This window comes from Streptomyces sp. NPDC006476, from assembly GCF_040612015.1.
GTDB classification, from domain to species: Bacteria; Actinomycetota; Actinomycetes; order Streptomycetales; family Streptomycetaceae; genus Streptomyces; species Streptomyces griseorubiginosus_B.
In genome coordinates, this window is the sequence record NZ_JBEXPK010000023.1 from 126,313 (window position 1) to 145,423 (window position 19,111).

General features: G+C 70.7%; 15 protein-coding genes. 5 read left to right on the plus strand and 10 right to left on the minus strand.

Annotation, left to right across the window (positions count from 1 at the left end; all coding sequences use genetic code 11):
* Positions 1–80 precede the first annotated feature (80 nt).
* Complete coding sequence (locus ABZZ74_RS25995; RefSeq protein ID WP_356768790.1) at positions 81–602, minus strand: hypothetical protein; 522 nt, start codon at positions 600–602, stop codon at positions 81–83.
* A 31-nt stretch (positions 603–633) separates the two neighbouring features.
* Positions 634–1,347: an HNH endonuclease family protein gene (locus tag ABZZ74_RS26000; RefSeq protein WP_356768845.1), complete on the minus strand. Its 714-nt coding sequence runs from the start codon at positions 1,345–1,347 to the stop codon at positions 634–636.
* A gap of 194 nt (positions 1,348–1,541) precedes the next feature.
* Here ABZZ74_RS26000 and ABZZ74_RS26005 point away from each other — a divergent pair, with 194 nt between their 5' ends.
* Both ABZZ74_RS26005 and ABZZ74_RS26010 read left to right on the plus strand, forming a co-directional pair.
* Positions 1,542–1,727, plus strand: coding sequence for an antitoxin (locus tag ABZZ74_RS26005; protein WP_356768792.1), 186 nt, complete (start codon positions 1,542–1,544; stop codon positions 1,725–1,727).
* A gap of 139 nt (positions 1,728–1,866) precedes the next feature.
* Positions 1,867–2,631, plus strand: a complete 765-nt coding sequence (locus ABZZ74_RS26010) for an SDR family oxidoreductase (protein ID WP_356768794.1) — start codon at positions 1,867–1,869, stop codon at positions 2,629–2,631.
* Between the two features lie 31 nt (positions 2,632–2,662).
* Here ABZZ74_RS26010 and ABZZ74_RS26015 read toward each other — a convergent pair whose 3' ends face one another.
* The 6 genes from ABZZ74_RS26015 to ABZZ74_RS26040 all read right to left on the minus strand — a co-directional run bounded on the left by ABZZ74_RS26015 (position 2,663) and on the right by ABZZ74_RS26040 (position 12,454).
* Entirely contained in the window at positions 2,663–3,442 is a 780-nt protein-coding gene (locus tag ABZZ74_RS26015) for an ABC transporter permease (protein WP_356768796.1), read from the minus strand.
* Complete coding sequence (locus ABZZ74_RS26020) at positions 3,439–4,410, minus strand: ATP-binding cassette domain-containing protein (protein WP_356768798.1); 972 nt, start codon at positions 4,408–4,410, stop codon at positions 3,439–3,441. Before ABZZ74_RS26020 ends, ABZZ74_RS26015 begins: the two co-directional genes overlap by 4 nt.
* A 34-nt stretch (positions 4,411–4,444) precedes the next feature.
* The gene (locus ABZZ74_RS26025) at positions 4,445–5,110 is read right to left on the minus strand and encodes a DUF4097 family beta strand repeat-containing protein (RefSeq protein WP_356768800.1); all 666 of its coding nucleotides are present in this window, start codon (positions 5,108–5,110) and stop codon (positions 4,445–4,447) included.
* Positions 5,111–5,296: 186 nt separating this feature from the next.
* Positions 5,297–8,851: a transcription-repair coupling factor gene (gene mfd, locus ABZZ74_RS26030; RefSeq protein WP_356768802.1), complete on the minus strand. Its 3,555-nt coding sequence runs from the start codon at positions 8,849–8,851 to the stop codon at positions 5,297–5,299.
* Between the two features lie 238 nt (positions 8,852–9,089).
* Positions 9,090–11,669 carry an FtsX-like permease family protein gene (locus ABZZ74_RS26035; RefSeq protein ID WP_356768804.1) on the minus strand — a complete coding sequence of 860 codons (2,580 nt, stop codon included), beginning with the start codon at positions 11,667–11,669 and terminating at the stop codon, positions 9,090–9,092.
* On the minus strand, positions 11,666–12,454 hold the full coding sequence (locus ABZZ74_RS26040) for an ABC transporter ATP-binding protein (RefSeq protein WP_133045909.1): 789 nt from the start codon (positions 12,452–12,454) through the stop codon (positions 11,666–11,668). The genes ABZZ74_RS26035 and ABZZ74_RS26040 overlap by 4 nt, the downstream gene beginning before the upstream one ends.
* Before the next feature lie 392 nt (positions 12,455–12,846).
* Between ABZZ74_RS26040 and ABZZ74_RS26045 the strand changes: the two genes are divergently transcribed.
* Positions 12,847–14,373 carry an MFS transporter gene (locus ABZZ74_RS26045; protein ID WP_356768806.1) on the plus strand — a complete coding sequence of 509 codons (1,527 nt, stop codon included), beginning with the start codon at positions 12,847–12,849 and terminating at the stop codon, positions 14,371–14,373.
* Between the two features lie 109 nt (positions 14,374–14,482).
* Here the strand turns inward: ABZZ74_RS26045 and ABZZ74_RS26050 are convergent, their stop codons facing one another.
* Entirely contained in the window at positions 14,483–15,670 is a 1,188-nt protein-coding gene (locus ABZZ74_RS26050) for a hypothetical protein (RefSeq protein WP_356768808.1), read from the minus strand.
* 277 nt (positions 15,671–15,947) lie between these two features.
* Here ABZZ74_RS26050 and ABZZ74_RS26055 point away from each other — a divergent pair, with 277 nt between their 5' ends.
* Entirely contained in the window at positions 15,948–16,415 is a 468-nt protein-coding gene (locus tag ABZZ74_RS26055; RefSeq protein WP_356768810.1) for a DUF485 domain-containing protein, read from the plus strand.
* Positions 16,412–18,025: a cation acetate symporter gene (locus tag ABZZ74_RS26060; protein ID WP_356768812.1), complete on the plus strand. Its 1,614-nt coding sequence runs from the start codon at positions 16,412–16,414 to the stop codon at positions 18,023–18,025. Before ABZZ74_RS26055 ends, ABZZ74_RS26060 begins: the two co-directional genes overlap by 4 nt.
* A 62-nt stretch (positions 18,026–18,087) precedes the next feature.
* On the opposite strand, the gene ABZZ74_RS26065 is transcribed toward ABZZ74_RS26060, so the two are convergent.
* Complete coding sequence (locus ABZZ74_RS26065) at positions 18,088–18,975, minus strand: cellulose-binding protein (protein WP_356768814.1); 888 nt, start codon at positions 18,973–18,975, stop codon at positions 18,088–18,090.
* Positions 18,976–19,111: the final 136 nt, after the last annotated feature.

Consider the following 19,111-nt stretch of genomic DNA (forward strand, 5'->3'; position numbering starts at 1 on the left):
CCTGTCCGACTTTGCTCCGACCGCCCCTTTGCTCCCTTCGGAAACTTTTGCCGTTCCATTGACGAGAGCACATCAAGCGTTCACGTGCCGGGCGATTCGGTAAGAGAGTGAGCGAGGCCGGTAAGGAAGCGGGCGAGGCCGGTAAGAGAGTGCGCGATGCCGGTCAGAGGCGATGCCGCATCCACACATTCGGCTCGACATACACGGCGTACCCCCGTTCCGGTGGCGCCGGCACGGGCGTGGAGCCCAAGGCCCTGCGCGTGCGGGGCGACGACGATCGAGATGGCGCTGACGGTGTCGGGCCGCACCCCTCGGCGCAGGTCGGCGAAGGCCCAGACGAGGACCTGGTCCCAGCCGCGGTCGGGGAGCCGGTGCCGCCCCTCCGTGGCGAGACGGAAGGGCCCGCTGAAGGCATGGGCGAGGACTTCACCGCGCTCGGTCCCGGCGAAGAGGACGTACTCGGGGAGTTCGGTGGCGATGCGCCCGTAGTGGGCGTTGCCGACCGGGTCCTGAATGGTGAACTCCGGCCAGCTGTCCGGCATGTCGAGCACCGCGCGCAGCATGTCCGGACGGCCGGCGAGGCTGGACACCTTCAGCTCCATGCGATCATCATGCAGGAAGGTCCCTGACTCGTCAGTCGGCGTGGAAACGGGCCGGCGCCTCGGTCGGGTTGCCGCCCGTGGGCAGTTTCTGGCCGGGGCAGGTCTCCAGCACCTTCTCCATGGCGGACTTCTCGGCGGCGGTCACCCACAGCCCGTACTTCTTCTTCACCGCGACCTGCCCGGCGACGTAGGTGCACCGATAGGACTTGTTGGGCGGCAGCCAGGTCGCCGCGTCGCCGTCGCCCTTGGAGCGGTTGGTGCTCGCGTCGACGGCTATGAGGTTGAGCGGGTCGTTGGCGAGGGCTATGCGCTTGCGGGCGTCCCAGTACTTGGCGCCCTTCTGCCAGGCGTCGGAGAGCGGGACGATGTGGTCGATGTCGACGAGGCTGCGACCGCGCCGGTAGGTCACCTCCTTGCCGGAGTAGGGGTCCGACGGGAGCAGGCCGTACGACACCTTGCAGCTGCCGCTGGTGAACCTCACCTCCTTGAGGTCCCGTTTGAGGATGTCGTCGCGGGTGTCGCAGTCGTTGGAGTCGGTGTCCGCCCAGGCGGTGCCGAAGCGATCGCGGGCGTAACCCGTCTTCGGCGCCCGCCCCTTCACGGTCAGCGACTCGGCGACCTTGAGCGCGGCCCCTCCGGCGCCGGTCTGCTGCGGCCCGCTCGAGCCCGTCTGCGTCTCCGCCTTGCATCCGGCGACGGCACACACCAGTACGACGGCGACCGCGGCCCCGCCCCTCAGACGCATCACGATGCGCCCCTCCCCTGTCTCCTCCGGTCGGCCCCCGCAGGGTGCGCCTTCCCTGGTACGGCGCCGCGCACACCGTAGCCGCAGGGCGCGCGGGGGCACTCATGAGGTCCAGACCACCAGGGACTCCGGTGGGCATACCACGCAAATGGGTCGTATCGTCGGTGCTGAGTCACCTCCCAAAGGAGCTCTGTATGGGCATCTTCGACAGGTTCAAGAGCAACCGTCAGCTGCAGGACAAGGCCAAGGACGTGTCCGACGCCGCGGAACGGAAGGCCAACGAGAGGACCGGCAACAAGTACGAGAGCCAGGTCGACGACGCGCAGCAGCGGATCGAGGGGCAGCTCGGCATGGACCGCGACCGGCCGGACCAGCCGTAGCGCGAGGACCTCTCCCCTGCGCCGCACGCCAGTCCAGGCCGTCCGCGAACCACCCTCCCCGCGGACGGCCGGCGGCGCGTCAATCCCCCGCGGAAGCAGGCGGGTTGAGCGCTCGCGCACGTGCTGACAGGCTCCCGCCATGGATCTGGGACTTGCGGGGAAGACGGCCTTCATCACCGGGGGAAGCGCCGGTATCGGGCTGGCGATCGGCCGGGCGCTGCGGGAGGAGGGAGCTGAGGTCACCGTCTGCGGACGGGATCCGCAGCGGCTGAAGGAGTCGGGACTGCCCGGCGTCCAGGCGGACGTCGGCGATCCGGAGGCGCTCGGCCGGGCGGTGGACGAGGCGGCCGAGCGGATGGGCGGGCTCGATCTGCTGGTGGCCAACGCCGGCGGGGCGTACGGGGGCGGGCTGCTGGACTCGACGCCGGAGGACTGGCTGCGCACCTACGAGTTGAACGTGCTGCACGCCGCCCACGCCATCCGTACGGCGGTACCGCACTTCGAGCGGCGCGGCGGCGGCAGCGCGCTGGTCGTGGCGTCGATCACGGGATGGAAGCCGGGCCCGAAGTCGTCGTACGCCTCCGCGAAGGCGGCGGAGATCCATCTCGCCGCCACGCTCGGCCAGGAACTGGGGCCGCGCAACATCCGGGTGAACGCGCTCAGTCCGGGGTCGGTGATGTTCGAGGGCGGGGGCTGGGCCTGGTTCCGGGACAACCGGCCCGAGCGGTACGAGGCTTTCGCGCGCGAGGACTTCCCGCGCGGCCGGCTGGTGGAGTTGCGGGAGGTGGCCGACGTGGCGTGCTTCCTGCTGTCGGCCCGGGCCGCTGGGATCAACGGCGCCAACATATGCGTGGACGGCGCCCAGGATCACCCGAGCGCCGGCCGGTTCTTTCCTCAGAAGTAGTGATGACCGCGGAAGTGCCACCGGCTCACGGTTACTTGGGGTCCCGGTCGAACGCCGAGGTGGACCAGACGTAACCGAGGACCGCGAGGCCGACGCACCAGGCGACCGCGATCCACCCGTTGTTGCCGATGTGCGTGCCGAGGAGGAGTCCGCGCAGGGTTTCGATGGCGGGGGTGAAGGGCTGGTACCGGGCGATGGGCTGGAACCAGCCGGGCATGGAGTGCAGCGGGACGAAGGCGCTGGACAGCAGAGGCAGCAGGATCAGCGGCATCGCGTTGTTGCTGGCGGCCTCGGCGTTGGGGCTGACCAGGCCCATGCCGACCGCGATCCAGGTGAGCGCCAGGGCGAAGAGCACGATCAGCCCGAACGCCGCCAGCCACTCCAGGACGCCCGCGTCGGTGGAGCGGAAGCCGATCGCCACGGCGACGGCGCCGACGAGGACCACGCTCATGACCGACTGCAGGACGCTGCCGACGACGTGCCCGACGAGGATCGAGCCGCGGTGGATGGCCATGGTGCGGAAGCGGGCGATGATGCCCTCGCTCATGTCGGTGGACACCGACACCGCGGTGCCGATCACGGTGGAGCCGATCGTCATCAGCAGGATGCCGGGCACGATGTAGGCCAGGTAGGCCGAGCGGCCCGCCCCCGCGCTCATCGCGTTGCCGAAGATGTACACGAACAGCAACAGCAACATGACCGGGGTGAGCAGCAGGTTCAGGGTGAGCGAGGGGTAGCGCCGGGCGTGCAGGAGGTTGCGGCGCAGCATCGTGGAGGAGTCGCGGACGGCGAGGGAGAGGGAGCTGCTCATCGGGCGGCCTCCGTGGTCTTGTCGGTGCCGGCGGCCGTTCCGGCGCCGCGGGTGTCGGTCAGGGCGAAGAAGACGTCGTCCAGGTCCGGTGTGTGCACGGTCAGTTCGTCCGCCTCGACGTCGGCCGCGTCCAACCAGTCCAGGACGGCTCGCAGTTCGCGTTGGCTGCCGTCGCTGGGGATCTGCAGGGCGAGGGCCTCGTCGTGCCGGGTGGCCTCGCCCAGGGCCGCGGCGGCCGCCCGGTAGGCGGCCGGGTCGTTGAAGCGCAGCCGGATGTGCCCGCCGGGAATGAGCCGCTTCAGCTCCTCCGCACTGCCCTCGGCGGCGATCCTCCCGTCGTGCAGGACGGCGATACGGTCGGCGAGTTCGTCTGCCTCGTCGAGGTACTGGGTGGTGAGGAAGACGCTCACCCCGTCGGAGACGAGCTCGCGGATGATCTGCCACATGGTGTGCCGGGAGCGGGGGTCCAGGCCGGTGGTGGGTTCGTCGAGGAAGATGATCCGGGGGCTGCCGACCAGGGTCATGGCGATGTCCAGGCGGCGCTTCATGCCGCCGGAGTAGGTGGAGGCGGGCTTCTTCGCGGCCTCGACCAGGTCGAAGCGCTCCAGCAGTTCGGCGGCCACCCGCCGCCCCTCGCCCCGGGACAGGTGGTGCAGGTCGGCCATGAGGAGCATGTTCTCCTCGCCGGTGATCAGTCCGTCCACGGCCGAGAACTGTCCCGTCACCCCGATCGCGGCGCGCACCGCCTGCGGGTCGGTGGCCGGGTCGTGGCCGCCGACGCGGATCTCGCCGCCGTCCGCGCCGATCAGCGTGGAGAGGATCTTGACGGCCGTGGTCTTGCCGGCGCCGTTCGGGCCGAGCAGGGAGAAGATCGTCCCCGCGGGTACGGCCAGGTCGACGCCGTCGAGCACGACCTTGTCCCCGTAGGACTTGCGCAGCCCCTTCGCCGCGATGGCCAGGTCGGTCATGAGAAGTGCCCCCTCTTTTTCTGCCGGCTGCGGATTACAGGCTGCGGGCGGTGATGTCGCCGTTGGCGGTGGTGGCGCGGATGTCGAGTCCGGCCGTGCCGTCGTTCATGAGGGCGTTGCTGACGCGGCCCCGGGAGGTGCCGGCGTCCAGGGATGCGGAGACTCCGCGGGCCGCGGCGACGGAGATGTCGCCGGACCGGGTGCTCAGGACGACCGTGCCGCGGGCGGCCTCGGCGATGCGGATGTCGCCCCGTGCGGTGCTGATCTCGGCCGAGCCGCCGAGGCGGCCGATCTCGACGTCGCCGTCGACGGCGGTGAGGCGGACGCTCGTGGCCTCGTCGAGCTTGATCCGGCGGTAGGCGCCGTCGAAGGCGACGTCACCGAGGCGGCCGACTCCGCGGAGTTCGGCGCTGCCGGCCCTGGCCTCGACTCGGGACCCGGCGGGCAGCTGGACGGTCACCTCGACGGATCCGGAGGGGCCGAAGAGCTGGTTCCCGGCCTCCGGGGCCGCGATCCGCAGGACGCCGTCGCCGTAGGCGACCTCGATCTTCTCCGCCGCCTTCACATCCCGGCTCCGGGAGGCGTCCACGGGCCGGACCTCGACCGTGGTGTCGGCCCGGTCGGAGGCGATGAACTGGACGCGGCCCGCGGGGATGTCGAGGACGGCGGAGACGGGGGCGGGGCTGTCGAACTTCTGCATGATGCGCTCCTGTGTCGGTCACTGTTTCTGACACCGGAAACGCTACGTTGCATTCATAGATCCATCAACGTAGTCGTTGCGCACAGAATTCATCTATGCAGCTCAGGCGCTAGAAATCGTTGCACTGGGCGACGACTTAACGCAACAACAACCCCGCCACTCATTGCAATGAGTGAGCGTTGAACGCTACGACCCCAGAATCGACGTCAGGAACTCCCCCACCCAGCCGAGCAGTTCGCGTCCGACCAGCGGCTTCCCGCCCACCTTGGCCGTCTTGGGCCGCGGTACGAGGACCTGGCGCACGGCGGGCTTGATGACGGACCCGGGGTACAGGCGCTTGACGCGCAGCTCCTGCGACTCGCGCAACTCCACCGGCGCGAAGCGGATGTTGTTGCCCTGCAGGACGATCTCGCCGACCCCGCACGCACGGGCGAGCATGCGCAGCCCGGCCACCAGCAGCAGGTTCTCGACGGGCTCGGGCAACTTGCCGTAGCGGTCGACGAGTTCCTCGCGCACGGACTTGATGTCCTCTTCCGTGTTGGCGGAGGCGATGGCCCGGTAGGCCTGCAGGCGCAGACGCTCGCCGGGGGCGTAGTCGTGCGGGACGTGGGCGTCGACCGGCAGCTCGATCTTGACCTCCAGCGGCGGCTCCTCCTCCACCCCGCCCTCCAGGGAGGCCCGGTAGTCCGCGACCGCCTCGCCGACCATGCGGACGTACAGGTCGAAGCCGACGCCCGCGATGTGGCCGGACTGCTCACCGCCGAGCAGGTTGCCCGCGCCGCGGATCTCCAGGTCCTTCATCGCCACGTACATGCCCGCGCCCATCTCCGTGTGCTGGGCGATGGTCGCCAGGCGCTCGTGGGCGGTCTCCGTCAGCGGCTTCTCCGGCGGGTACAGGAAGTAGGCGTAACCGCGCTCGCGGCCACGGCCGACCCGGCCGCGCAGCTGGTGCAGCTGGGAGAGACCGAAGTTGTCGCCGCGCTCCACGATCAGCGTGTTCGCGTTGGAGATGTCGATGCCGGACTCGACGATCGTGGTCGACACCAGGACGTCGTACTTCTTCTCCCAGAAGTCGACGACCACCTGCTCCAGCGTCTGCTCGGACATCTGGCCGTGGGCCGTGGCGATCCTCGCCTCGGGGACGATCTCGCGCAGCCGGGAGGCGGCCCGGTCGATCGACTCGACGCGGTTGTGGATGTAGAAGACCTGGCCCTCGCGCAGCAGTTCACGGCGGATGGCGGCGCCGATCTGCTTCTCCTCGTAGGGGCCGACGAAGGTGAGCACCGGGTGGCGCTCCTCCGGCGGGGTGGTGATCGTGGACATCTCGCGGATGCCGGTGACCGCCATCTCCAGGGTGCGCGGGATGGGCGTCGCGGACATGGTGAGCACGTCCACGTTGGCACGCAGCTTCTTCAGCTGCTCCTTGTGCTCGACGCCGAAGCGCTGCTCCTCGTCGACGATGACCAGGCCCAGGTCCTTGAACTTGGTCTCGGAGGAGAACAGCCGGTGGGTGCCGATGACGACGTCCACCGAGCCCTCCCGCAGGCCCTCCAGCACCGCCTTCGCCTCGGTGTCGGTCTGGAAGCGGCTGAGCGCCCGTACGTTGACCGGGAACTGGGAGTAGCGCTCGCTGAACGTCCCGAAGTGCTGCTGGACCAGCAGGGTCGTCGGGACGAGGACCGCCACCTGCTTGCCGTCCTGGACCGCCTTGAAGGCGGCCCGCACCGCGATCTCCGTCTTGCCGTAGCCCACGTCGCCGCAGATCAGGCGGTCCATCGGGACCGACTTCTCCATGTCCTCCTTGACCTCGGCGATGGTGGTGAGCTGGTCGGGGGTCTCCGCGTAGGGGAAGGCGTCCTCCAGCTCGCGCTGCCAGGGGGTGTCCGAGCCGAAGGCGTGCCCGGGCGCCGCCATCCGCGCGCTGTAGAGCCTGATCAGGTCGGCCGCGATCTCCTTGACCGCCTTCTTGGCGCGCGCCTTGGTCTTGGTCCAGTCGGCGCCGCCCAGGCGGTGCAGGGTGGGGGCCTCGCCGCCGACGTACTTGGTGATCTGCTCCAGCTGGTCGGTGGGGATGTAGAGGCGGTCGCCGGGCTGGCCGCGCTTGGCGGGGGCGTACTCGACGACGAGGTACTCGCGGGTGGCGCCCTGCACCGTGCGCTGCACCATCTCGATGTAGCGGCCCACGCCGTGCTGTTCGTGGACGATGTAGTCGCCCGCCTCCAGGGTGAGCGGATCGATGGTCTTGCGGCGGCGGGCCGGCATCCGGGCGCCGTCCTTGCCGGCCGCCTTCTGCCCCGAGAGGTCGGTCTCGGTCAGGACGGCCAGCTTCAGCGCGGGGTCCACGAAGCCGTAGTCGATCGAGCCGCACGCCACGTGCACGACGGACGGCACGATCGAACCGAGCTCGATGTCGAGGCGCGCGGCGATGCCCTCGCCGCCCAGCACCTCGACCGTGCGGGCCGCCGGGCCGTGGCCCTCGGTGACGAACACCGTGCGCCAGCCTTCGGCGAGCCAGCCCTTGGTGTCGGCGAGCGCCTTGGCGGTGTCGCCCCGGTAGGTCTCGGTGGCGTGCATGCCGAGCTTCAGGGTGTCCCCCGCCGCGTCAGCGGCAAATGTCTCCGTGAGCTCTTCGTCGGCCGCGAAGGGCGAAACGGACCACCACATCATGTCCAGCTCGCGGGCCCGGTCCCGGACGTCCGCGATGGACCACAGGGAGGCCGCGCCGACGTCGATGGGGGCCTCGCCGCCGCCCGCGGTGGCCGCCCAGGACGCCTGCAGGAACTCCTGGCTGGTGGCCACGAGGTCGGCGGCCCGCGTGCGGACCCGCTCCGGGTCGCAGACGACCGTCATGGCGCCCTTGGGGAGCACGTCCAGGAGCAGTTCCATGTCGTCGACGAGGACGGGGGCCAGGGACTCCATGCCCTCGACCGCGATGCCCTCGGCGATCTTGTTCAGGAGCTCGCCCAGCTCCGGGTGCTGCTCGGCGAGGGCACGCGCGCGTGCGCGGACGTCCTCGGTGAGCAGCAGCTCGCGGCACGGCGGTGCCCACAGGCCGTGCTCGGCGACCTCAAGGGACCGCTGGTCGGCGACCTTGAAGTAGCGGATCTCCTCGACGTCGTCGCCCCAGAACTCGACACGGAGGGGATGCTCCTCGGTGGGCGGGAAGACGTCGAGGATGCCGCCTCGTACGGCGAACTCGCCGCGCTTCTCGACGAGCTCCACGCGCGCGTACGCGGCGGCGGCGAGAGCTTCCACGACCTCGTTCAGATCGGCGGTCTGCCCGGTCCGAAGCGCGACCGGCTCCAGGTCGCCGAGCCCCTTGACCTGTGGCTGCAGCACCGACCGTACAGGCGCCACGACGACGGAGACGGGTCCGGTCTCGGGGTCGTCGGGGCGGGGGTGGGCGAGCCGGCGCAGGACCGCCAGCCGGCGTCCCACGGTGTCGCTGCGCGGGCTGAGCCGCTCGTGCGGGAGCGTCTCCCAGGACGGGTACTCCGCCACCTCCTCCGGCGGCAGCAGCGACCTCAGGGCGGCCGCCAGGTCCTCCGCCTCCCGTCCCGTGGCCGTCACCGCCAGCACCGGGCGGCCGGTCTCGCGGGCCAGCGCGGCGACCGCGAAGGGGCGGGCCGCCTGGGGTCCGACCAGGTCGACGTGCATGCGGTTGCCGTCGGCCCCCGCTCTGATCGCTTCGGCGAGGGCGGGGTCCTTGACGACGGCGTCGAGCAGACCGTGCAGGCTCATTCGGGGCGGCTTTCGTCCGGGGCGGGCAACGCGAACCACCCGACACGCGTGGCGGGCCGGGGGTTCCCAGGGTACGTCGCGCTCCGCGGTCGTGCCGGGGCCTGTGGATACCGCTGTCGGGCTGTGGAACGGCTGGGGACACGACAGACCCGGCGCCGGGACGTCCCCCCAAGGACGTCCCGGCGCCGGGCTCTCCCCCGCAACCCCCGTGTGCGGTGGTCGTACCCCCGTGGCTCCCCTACTCGGTGGCGATCGCGTTCAGGACGTTCATCCGGCCCGCCCGGAAAGCCGGGATCAGGGCGGCGACCAGGCCCACGACCGCGGAGCCGAGGAAGACCGTGATCAGCGTGGACCAGGGGACCTCCAGGACCTTCAGGCCCTCCAGGGCGAGGAGCTTCTGGGCCGTCGCGCCCCAGCCCATGCCGAGGCCAAGGCCGAGCAGGGCGCCGAAGAGGGCGATGACCACGGACTCCATGCGGATCATCCGGCGCATCTGGCGGCGGGAGAGACCGATGGCCCGCATCAGGCCGATCTCCCGGGTCCGCTCGACCACCGAGAGGGCCAGCGTGTTCACCACACCCAGGATCGCGACGATGATCGCCAGCGCCAGCAGCCCGTAGATCATGTTGAGCAGCTGCCCGATCTGGTCCTTCAGCGCCTGCTTGTAGTCGGTCTGGTCGCGCACCTTGTACTGCGGGTAGTCGTGCAGCGCGGACTTCAGCGACGTGTACGCCGCGTCCTGCTGCCCGTCCTTGGCGGTGGCGAAGACCAGCTGGTCCAGCGGCATCTTGTCGGCCGGCACGTACTTGGCGAGCGTCGCGATGGAGGTGTACTTCGAGCCCGCGTCGATCAGCCCGTCGTTGCTGGTGATGGCCCGGACCGTCAGGTCGGCGGTGGCGCCGTCCTTGAAGGCGATGCGGATCTTCGAGCCCAGGTGGACGTCGTGCGCCTTGGCGAACTTCTCGTGCACCGACATCGAGTCGGGCAGGTAGGCGTCCTTGAGGTTCCCGGCGACGGTCTTGACCCGCAGGTCCGTCGCGTACGTCGGGTCGGCCGCCGTGATGTCGGTGTTCTTGAGCGTCCTGCCGTCCGGGGTGGTGTAGTCGGCCTCGGTCGTCTTGTACTCGGTGACCCGCTTCAGGCCCGGCGTCGACTTCACGGCCCTGACCGCCTGCGGGGTGATCATCTGGCCGCTGTCGGACTGGATGATGAAGTCCGTGCCGACGGTCTTGTCGAGCTGGTCCGTCGCCGAGGCGACCATCGAGGAGCCGACCACCGACAGACAGGCGACCAGCGCGAGCCCGATCATCAGGGCGGCGCCCGTGGCGCCCGTACGGCGCGGGTTGCGCAGCGCGTTGCGCTCGGCCATCCGCCCGACCGGGCCGAAGGCCCGCAGCAGCACGGCGCCCAGGACCCGGACGACACCGCCCGCGAGCAGCGGGCCGATCACCACGAACCCGATCAGGGAGAGCACCACGCCCAGGCCCAGCCAGAGCGAGCCGCCGGTCGCCTTGTCGGCGGAGGCGGCCAGGTAGAGGGCGAAGCCGCCGCCGGCGGTCAGCAGCGTGCCCAGCACGGCCCGTACGGCACCGGCCTTGGCGTCGGCGGGGGCGCCGGCGTCGCGCAGCGCGGCCATCGGGGAGACCTTGCCGGCCCGGCGGGCTGGCAGGTACGCGGCGAGGACGGTGACGACGACACCGAGGACCAGACCGACGACCGGGGTGGTCCAGGCGACCGTGAGGTCCGCGGTGGACAGATGCATGCCCAACTGGCCCATGACCTTCATCAGGCCGACCGCGAGTCCGACGCCCGCGCCGACGCCGAGGACCGAGCCGGTCACGCCGAGCAGCAGCGCCTCGGCCAGCACCGACCGGTTGACCTGCTTGCGGCTGGAGCCGATGGCCCGCATCAGGCCGATCTCCCGGGTGCGCTGGGCGACCAGCATGGAGAAGGTGTTGATGATCAGGAAGATGCCGACGAGGAAGGCGATTCCGGCGAAGCCGAGCATCGCGTACTTCATGACGTTCATGAAGCTCTCGACGTCCTTCTGGTTGGCGTCGGCGGTCTCCTTGGCGGTCTGCACCTTGTAGTGGGTGCCGAGCGCCGAGACCACGTTCCGCTTCAGCTGGTCGTCGCTCACCCCGGAGGCGGCGGTGACGTTGACGTTGGTGAAGACACCGGTCTTCCCGACGAGCGTCTGCTGGGCGGTCTTCGTGTCCAGGTAGAAGATCGCCGCGCCGGGGTTGGTGACCTGGAAGGAGGCGATGCCGGAGATCCGTGCGTCGTGCGTGCCGACCGCGCTGATCACGGCCAGCGTGTCACCGAGCTTGAGGTGGTGCTTGTCGGCGGTGTCGGCGTCGACCATCACCTGCTCGGATCCCTTGGGCGCCGAACCGGAGGTGATCTTCATGGTGCGGGCGTCGTTGCCGTTCCAGCTGCCGACGATGGTCGGGGCGCCGCTGGAGGGCGAGAGGTTGTCCTTCTTGGCGTCGACGACGGTCACCGAGGTCGAGAAGACGGTCCCCTCCGCCGCCTTCACGCCCTGCGCCGACTTCACCCTGGCGACCACGGAGGCCGGCATGACCGGCGGTTTGCCGTTGTCGGACGTGGTCTCACCGCTGTCCGAGGCGCCCTTCGCGCTCACCGTGACATCGGAGGAGGTGGCCGCGAACAGCTTGTCGAAGGTGGTGTTCATGGTGTCGGTGAACACCAGCGTCCCGCAGACGAAGCCCACCGACAGCAGCACGGCGATCGCCGAGAGGGCCATGCGCCCCTTGTGCGCGAAGAAGTTGCGCATCGAGGTCTTCATCACGGTCATGACGTACGCCCCCGGGCGTCGAAGTCCTTCATGCGGTCCAGGACGGCCTCCGCGGTGGGCTTGTACATCTCGTCGACGATCCGGCCGTCGGCGAGGTACAGCACGCGGTCCGAGTAGGAGGCGGCGACCGGGTCGTGCGTGACGATGACGATGGTCTGCCCGAGCTCGTCCACGGACTGCCGCAGGAAGCCCAGCACTTCGGCACCCGCGCGCGAGTCGAGGTTTCCGGTCGGCTCGTCACCGAAGATGATCTCGGGCCGGGCGGCCAGCGCGCGGGCCACGGCGACGCGCTGCTGCTGTCCGCCGGAGAGCTGGGTGGGCCGGTGCTTGAGCCGGTCCGCGAGGCCGACGGTGTCCACCACGCGCGCGAGCCACTGCCGGTCCGGCTTGCGGCCCGCGATGTCCATGGGCAGCGTGATGTTCTCGATCGCGTTCAGCGTGGGCAGCAGGTTGAACGCCTGGAAGATGAACCCGATCCGGTCCCGCCGCAGCTGGGTGAGCTTCTTGTCCTTCAGCCCGGTGATCTCGGTCTCGTCCAGGTAGATCTGCCCGCTGGTGACGGTGTCGAGCCCGGCGAGGCAGTGCATCAGGGTGGACTTGCCGGACCCCGAGGGGCCCATGATCGCGGTGAACTGGCCGCGGGCGATGTCCACGTCGACATGGTCGAGGGCGACGACGCGGGTCTCCCCGGCCCCGTACGCCTTGACGACCTGCCGCGCCCGCGCGGCGACGGCCGTCCGTCCTCCAGTGCCCCCGTGCCTGGGAATGGTCACGGCCGAAGTCATGGTAAGTCTCCTATGTCGGGCAGCCGATGACACCGGGCTGCCTGCGGATGAGCTGTGCGGATCGGTACGTCGATGAGTCTGGCGTCGAAGAGGGGTCCCGCGCGCTGGTGCTCGGCACCCTCTTGTACGGGGGTAAACCCCACCCCCGCCGGTTCGGTGAACCGCCCCCCGACCGCTCCCCAGCGGCGTAAAGCCAGGTTAAGGACCGGTCCCGGCCCCTCTCGTCCTCCAGGGGGACGAACCCTCCCCCAGCCGTAGTACGGAGGGGACCCCTAGGGGCCGTCCACCGACAGGTGGAGTCGATCTCGGGGTTCGCTCCACCCACCGGCCCACTCAGGCTCCACCCTCCCGCTGCGTCAGGGTCAAGTGGGAAGCTGTCGGACGGCGGATAGATGCAAGGGGAAAGGAATCACGTGGACCAGGGGGGCACAGAGACACGTGCCGGTGTGGCGCCCGGCCGGCCGGCGGACACGCACAGACGCGGAGCGGTCGTCGCCGCGCTCATGCTCGCGATGGCGCTCGCGGCGCTCGACGCCACCATCGTCTCCACCGCCGTCCCCCAGATCGTCGGCGACCTCGGCGGGTTCTCGTACTTCTCCTGGCTCTTCTCCGGCTACCTGCTCGCGGTCACGGTCACGCTCCCGGTGTACGGCAAGCTCTCCGACACCTTCGGCCGCAAACCGGTGCTCGTCGCGGGCGCCGCGGTGTTCCTGCTCGGCTCGCTGCTGTGCGCCGCGGCCTGGAACATGGGCGCGCTGATCGCCTTCCGCATCGTCCAGGGGCTGGGCGGCGGCGCGTTGCAGGGCACGGTGCAGACGCTCGCGGCCGACCTGTACCCGCTGGAGGAACGGCCCAGGATCCAGTCGAAGCTGTCCACGGTCTGGGCGGTGTCGGCGGTGGCCGGCCCCGGAATCGGCGGCCTGCTCGCCGCGTACGCCGGCTGGCGCTGGATCTTCCTGGTCAACCTCCCCATCGGGGCGGTGGCGTTGTGGCTGGTCATCCGTCATCTGCGGGAGCGGCGACGGGAGTTCGAGCGCCGTCCGCGCATCGACTGGGCGGGCGCGCTGGCGGTGTTCGCGTGCGGGGGCGTGCTGCTGACGGCGCTGGTGCAGGGCGGGGTGGCCTGGCCGTGGCTGTCGGCGCGCTCGTTGGCGCTGTTCGGTTCGGGGTTCGCGCTCGCCGGTACCGTGGTCGTGATCGAACGCCGTGCGGCCGAGCCGGTCATCCCCGGGTGGGTGTGGCGGCGGCGGACGATCGCGGCCGTCAACCTCGCCCTGGGCGCGCTGGGGCTGCTGATGGTGGCGCCGAGCGTGTTCCTGCCGACGTACGCGCAGTCGGTGCTGGGTCTCGCGCCCGTGGCGGCGGGCTTCGTGCTCTCGGTCTGGACGCTGACCTGGCCGGTGTCGGCGGCGCTGAGCCAGCACGTGTACCGGCGGATCGGATTCCGCAACACGGCGATGCTGGGCATCGGCACGGCGGCGCTGCTCCTGTTCGCGTTCCCGTTCCTGCCGTACCCGGGATCGGCCTGGCAACCGATGCTGCTGATGCTGCTGTTGGGCGCGGCGCTGGGGCTGTTCCAACTCCCGCTGATCGTGGGCGTGCAGTCGACGGTGGGCTGGGCGGAACGGGGCACCACGACCGCCTCGGTGCTCTTCTGCCGCCAGACCGGCCAGACGATCGGCGCCTCCGTCTTCGGCGCGGTCGCCAACGGGGTGCTCGCCTCCCGCCTGGGCGGCGCCGGCGACCTGGACTCGGTGACCCGGGGCCTGGACTCGGGCGCCGTACCGGAGGCGACGCGCCGGGCGATCGCGGACGCGGTGCACGCGGTGTACATCGGCGCGGGCTGCGCCGCCGCAGCGGCCTTCCTCGTCCTGCTGTTCCTCGCCCCGCGACGCTTCCCGGTGCTCAAGGAGGAGTGAGAGGGCGAGGAGCCGGTCCGGTCGCCGCCTCGGGTCGCGAAGGCCCACTGGGGTCACCGGCGGCGGAGGCGGTCCTGGTCACTGTCTCCGCACCGAATATCCGCCGGGGCTACCGTCGGCTCGCGCGGCGGCGTGCCGCCAGGAGGGCGCCCGCGCCGAGGACGACGGCCGCCGCCGCGGCGCCCGCGAGCGGCAGGGCCGGACCGGAACCGGTGTTGGCCAGGCCCCCGCCGGACGCGGGGGAGGGTCCGGTCGAGGGCGTCGCGCTCGCACCGCCGTTCGGCGACGCGCCACCGCCGGTGACGTCGGTCGGGATGTCGGCCTTGTCGTTCTTCGCGTTCGGGTCGAACGGCCGGGACCCGCCGGTGAGTTCCACCGATCCCCGGGCCCCCGGCACGGCCTTGTCGATCCGCACCTGGAAGGTGTAATTCCGCTCGTAGCCCTCCTTCACCCAGAAGACCTCAGTACTGCAGCCGTAGCTCCCGGGCCCCTTCCTGCTGCAGTAGGGATCGCTCTTGGTCACCGTCGTACCGGCGGGCATCCTGACCAGGACGTGCACCGCCTGGCCGTGACCCGGCCGCCACACCCACCCCGGTCCGGCGTTGGTGTACTTCACGGTCACGGGGACGGTGTCCCCGACGCGGCCCTCGACGCGCGCCCCGGTGACCTGGAAGTCGGCCGTGTTCTCGGACGTCACCGGCACCCAGACGAAATCCCCGTCCGCGTGCTTCGCGCTGCCGGGAGGCGCCGGAGTGGCGTCGGGCTGCTCGACCAGCTTGATCGCGGGTGCCGTTCCGGGCACCGGATGCGAGAAGTTGTCCCCCGGATAGGGGAAGCCGGAGCTCACGACGGCCACCTCGGCCCTGTCGTACAGCGCGCTGTCGCGCACGTCGATGCTCAGTTGCTTCTCAGGGGCGAAGACGACACCGGGCTTCACCGTCTGGTCGAACTCACACACCGCGTCGGTCTTGTTCGGCTCCTCGTCCTCCTCCGGGATCTCGAGGTACCAGCAGTTGGACGGCAGTCCGGCCAGTCCCGTGTGGCTCAGCCCGCGGGTGAGGGTGTACGACAGCCAGACCTTGTCGAGTGCCTTCGGGCCCGTGTTCGTGAAGCTGGTCGGCAACTGCAGGGTGCTGCCCGGCCTCGCCCCGTCGACCGGGGCGATGGCTCCCAGGACCAAACCGGGTGACGGCTCGTCGGCCACGGCGGGAGCGGCACCCAGCGCGACCAGGGCGAGGACGCCGATGGGGCCGACGGCCCGGAGGAGGCGCAGGGGAAGAGAAGACGTCTGGAACACGCGTACCCCACATGAACTCATAGCGACGGACAGACGAGCGGCGGGGTAACGCGGGTCCCCGCTCATCAGACCCCCGACCACGCCGAACGGTTGTGCAGGCTCCAAAGATCAGAGTTAACGCGGGTAACGTCACAGGTCAGCGAAGTAAGCGCATACCGACCGGACAGTTTGTCGAAAAGGCTGTGCAATTCCGAACCGCCGAGTAACGTGCGGGACTCCGCCGCCCCCACCTCCCTTGCGGTCCGCACCGGACCCGAGCCACGCAAGGAGTACCGGGATGTCCTACGACCCGTCCCCGTCGTACCCGTACCGACCCGCACAACAACCCCAGCAGTACCGGCAGTACGACTCCTCGCCGTCCTACGAGGCCACGTACCCCTGGCAGCCGCCCATCGCGGACCCGCCCGAGCCGCCCCGGCGCCGCCCGCCGCATCCACCGCTCGGGCACCACAGCGACCTGCGGATCCTGCGCAGCGCCTATCGCTGGCAGCGCCGCACCGCCACCCTGACCGCGCTCGGCTACTTCATCCTGTTCCTCGTCCTGTCCGCCTTCGCGCCGTCGGTCATGGCCGACGACGTCACCGACGGCCTGCCGACCGGACTGCTGCTCGCGCTGATCCAGATCCCCGTCACCTGGCTGGCCATCGCGCTGTACGAGCACACCGCGCGCCGTTACGTCGACCCGATCGCCGACCGCATCCGCAAGCAGTCCGCGGTGGACGCCAAGCGGGAGGCGGCCCGATGACCAACGGCTTCAGCGGCAACGCCCAGGCCATGTCCCTCGTCGCCTTCTCCGCGATCGCCACGATCACCCTGCTGCTGTGCGTGATGACCGGCCCCGACCGCGACGACCTCGACGAGTTCTACACCGGCTACGGCTCCCTCTCCCCCATGCGCAACGGTCTCGCCATCGCCGGCGACTACATCTCCGCCGCGAGCGTCCTCGGCACCGGCGGGGTCATCGCCCTGTGCGGTTACGACGGCGTCGTGCTCGCCCTCAGCACCGCCCTGTCGCTGATGCTGCTGATGTTCCTGCTGGCCGAACCCCTGCGCAACGCGGGCCGGTTCACCATGGGCGACGCGCTGGCGCGACGGATGCCGGGGCGCGCGGTGCGCATCACGGCGTGCGCGGTGACCATCGCCGCGCTGCTGCCGCTGATGCTGGTCCAGCTCGCCGGCACGGGACAGCTGCTGGCCTTCATCCTCGGCTTCTCCGGCGACTCCCTGAAGACCGGCTGCATCATCGGCCTGGGTGCCCTGATGATCAGCTACGCCGCCATCGGCGGGATGAAAGGCACCGCCCTGATCCAGATCCTGAAGATCGTGATGCTGATCGGCTCGGGCGCGGTCGTGGCCGTACTGATCCTGCGTCGCTTCGACTGGGACCCCGGGGCCCTGTTCCACGCGGCCGCCTCGCAGAGCGGGGTCGGCACCGCCTTTCTCCACTCGGGCGTGGAGTTCGCCGGCAGCCCCAACCCCCGCCTGGACATGATCAGTTCGCAACTGACGGTCGTCATCGGCGGCGCCTGCCTCCCGCACGTCACGATGCGCATGTACACCGCCTCCAGCGCCCGGCAGGTGCGCCGCTCGATGTCCTGGGCGGTGTCGATGGTGGTCCTCTTCGTCCTCATCATGACGGTCGTCGGCTTCGGCGCGACGGCGCTGATCGGGCGGGCGGCCATCGCGCAGGCCGACCCGCGCGGCAACACGGCCTATCTGCTGGGCTCCCGCGCCGCGTTCGGCCCCGAGGTCTCCACCGCGGAGACCTTCCTCTTCACGACGATCACGACGGCGATCTTCCTCACCCTGCTCGCCTCCGTCGCCGGCATGATCCTCGCCTGCGCCAACTCCCTCGCCCACGACGTCTTCGCGGCCCGGGTCCGGGAGATGTCGGCGCGCCGCGAGATGGGGCTCGCCCGGGTCTCCGCCCTGGCGGTCGGCGTTCCCGCGATCCTGCTGGCCACCCTGGTCCAGCACCACAGCCTGCAGCCCCTGGTGACCCTCTCCTTCTGCCTCGGCGCCTCCGCCATCGCGCCCGCCCTGGTCTACAGCCTCTTCTGGCGCCGCTACACCCGGGCGGGCCTGCTGTGCACCCTGATCGGCGGCAGCGTGGCCGTCCTGCTCCTGATGCCGGGCACCAACCTGGTCTCGGGCTCCCCCGTCTCCGCCTTCCCCGATGCCGACTTCAACTGGTTCCCGTTCACCACGACGGGCCTGGTGACGATCCCCCTGGGCTTCCTGTTCGGCTGGTTGGGCACGGTGCTCTCGGGACGGCGGGCGTCGGAGGAACAGCGGCATCAGTACGAGGCGGTGGAGGGGTGGATTCTGGCGGGGGCGGTGCGGAGGGGCGGGTGAGAAGTGGCGCCCGGCGCATGCCGGGCGCCCTCATGCGGCACCCGGCGCCGGTCCCGCGCGCGTCACTCCCCCGACGCGGAGCCCGTCAGCGCCGTGAGGCTGCTGCGCACGTAGTCCATCTGCGCCTGCACGTCGTCCCACCGCTCCGCGTGCTCGCGCAGCAGCCGTTCGGTGTCCCGGGTGATCTGCTCCTCACCGGCCCGCGCCTCCGCGAGGATCTCCGCCGCCCGTACCCGCGCCTCCTCCTGGCACCGCAGCGCGGCCTCCTCGGCCTCACGGAACTCCCGTTCCGCCTCGGCCAGCGCTTCCTCCGCCCGCGCGACCCGTTCGGCCTCCCGCGCATCGACCGCGGCCACCCGTTCGGCCTCGGCCCGCTCCAACTCGGCCAATCGCTCGGCGAACTCTTTGGCCTGATCGGCGAGCATCCCGGAGGTGCGCTCGCGCGCTTCCCTGAGCACCCCCAAGGCCTCACCCCGCCCGTCCTTCACCGCGCGCCGGGCGGAGATCCGGATCTCGTCGGCCTCGGCCTGCGCCGCGAGCAACCGCTGCCGGGCGCGCTCCTCGGCCTCGGCGCGCACGGCGTCGGCGCGCGCCTGCGCCGCGTCGCGCACGCCGGCCGCGCGCGCCTGCGCCGTCTCCACAAGGCGCTGCGCCTCCTGCCGCGCGCGCTCCCGCACGGCGGCGGCCTCCTCCTCCACGCACTGGAACAGCCGCCGCGCGCCCTCGCCGAGCGTCTCGTACGTCTGCGGCGAGAGGTGCGCCACGGTCTCCCGAAGGTCCTCCGCCTCCTCCTCCATCTCCCTGGCGAGCACGGTGAGCCGGGCGGCCCTCTCCCACGCGGCGTCCCGGTCGTCGGAGAGGGCGGCGGCGTACGCGTCGACCTGGTCGGGACGGTAACCGCGCCCTCGTACGGCCCCGAAGCCATGGGCCGAGACCGATGCGCTGCTCATCCTGGAACCCCTCTCCGCCGAACGGACGCGAAATGATGATTTCGCGCACATCTTGATGTATCGGACGTAAGTGTTCATAACCCGACACTCCGCACGCGGGTCGCGGCCAGAATGCGCACACAAAAAGGCCGGGCCC

Excerpts from the sequence above, each read along its gene's own strand:
- ABZZ74_RS25995 (WP_356768790.1), bottom strand. The coding sequence starts at position 602 with ATGGAGCTGAAGGTGTCCAGCCTCGCCGGCCGTCCGGACATGCTGCGC.
- ABZZ74_RS26000 (WP_356768845.1), bottom strand. The coding sequence starts at position 1,347 with ATGCGTCTGAGGGGCGGGGCCGCGGTCGCCGTCGTACTGGTGTGTGCC.
- ABZZ74_RS26005 (WP_356768792.1), top strand. The coding sequence starts at position 1,542 with ATGGGCATCTTCGACAGGTTCAAGAGCAACCGTCAGCTGCAGGACAAG.
- ABZZ74_RS26010 (WP_356768794.1), top strand. The coding sequence starts at position 1,867 with ATGGATCTGGGACTTGCGGGGAAGACGGCCTTCATCACCGGGGGAAGC.
- ABZZ74_RS26015 (WP_356768796.1), bottom strand. The coding sequence starts at position 3,442 with ATGAGCAGCTCCCTCTCCCTCGCCGTCCGCGACTCCTCCACGATGCTG.
- ABZZ74_RS26020 (WP_356768798.1), bottom strand. The coding sequence starts at position 4,410 with ATGACCGACCTGGCCATCGCGGCGAAGGGGCTGCGCAAGTCCTACGGG.
- ABZZ74_RS26025 (WP_356768800.1), bottom strand. The coding sequence starts at position 5,110 with ATGCAGAAGTTCGACAGCCCCGCCCCCGTCTCCGCCGTCCTCGACATC.
- mfd (WP_356768802.1), bottom strand. The coding sequence starts at position 8,851 with ATGAGCCTGCACGGTCTGCTCGACGCCGTCGTCAAGGACCCCGCCCTC.
- ABZZ74_RS26035 (WP_356768804.1), bottom strand. The coding sequence starts at position 11,669 with ATGACCGTGATGAAGACCTCGATGCGCAACTTCTTCGCGCACAAGGGG.
- ABZZ74_RS26040 (WP_133045909.1), bottom strand. The coding sequence starts at position 12,454 with ATGACTTCGGCCGTGACCATTCCCAGGCACGGGGGCACTGGAGGACGG.
- ABZZ74_RS26045 (WP_356768806.1), top strand. The coding sequence starts at position 12,847 with ATGCAAGGGGAAAGGAATCACGTGGACCAGGGGGGCACAGAGACACGT.
- ABZZ74_RS26055 (WP_356768810.1), top strand. The coding sequence starts at position 15,948 with ATGTCCTACGACCCGTCCCCGTCGTACCCGTACCGACCCGCACAACAA.
- ABZZ74_RS26060 (WP_356768812.1), top strand. The coding sequence starts at position 16,412 with ATGACCAACGGCTTCAGCGGCAACGCCCAGGCCATGTCCCTCGTCGCC.
- ABZZ74_RS26065 (WP_356768814.1), bottom strand. The coding sequence starts at position 18,975 with ATGAGCAGCGCATCGGTCTCGGCCCATGGCTTCGGGGCCGTACGAGGG.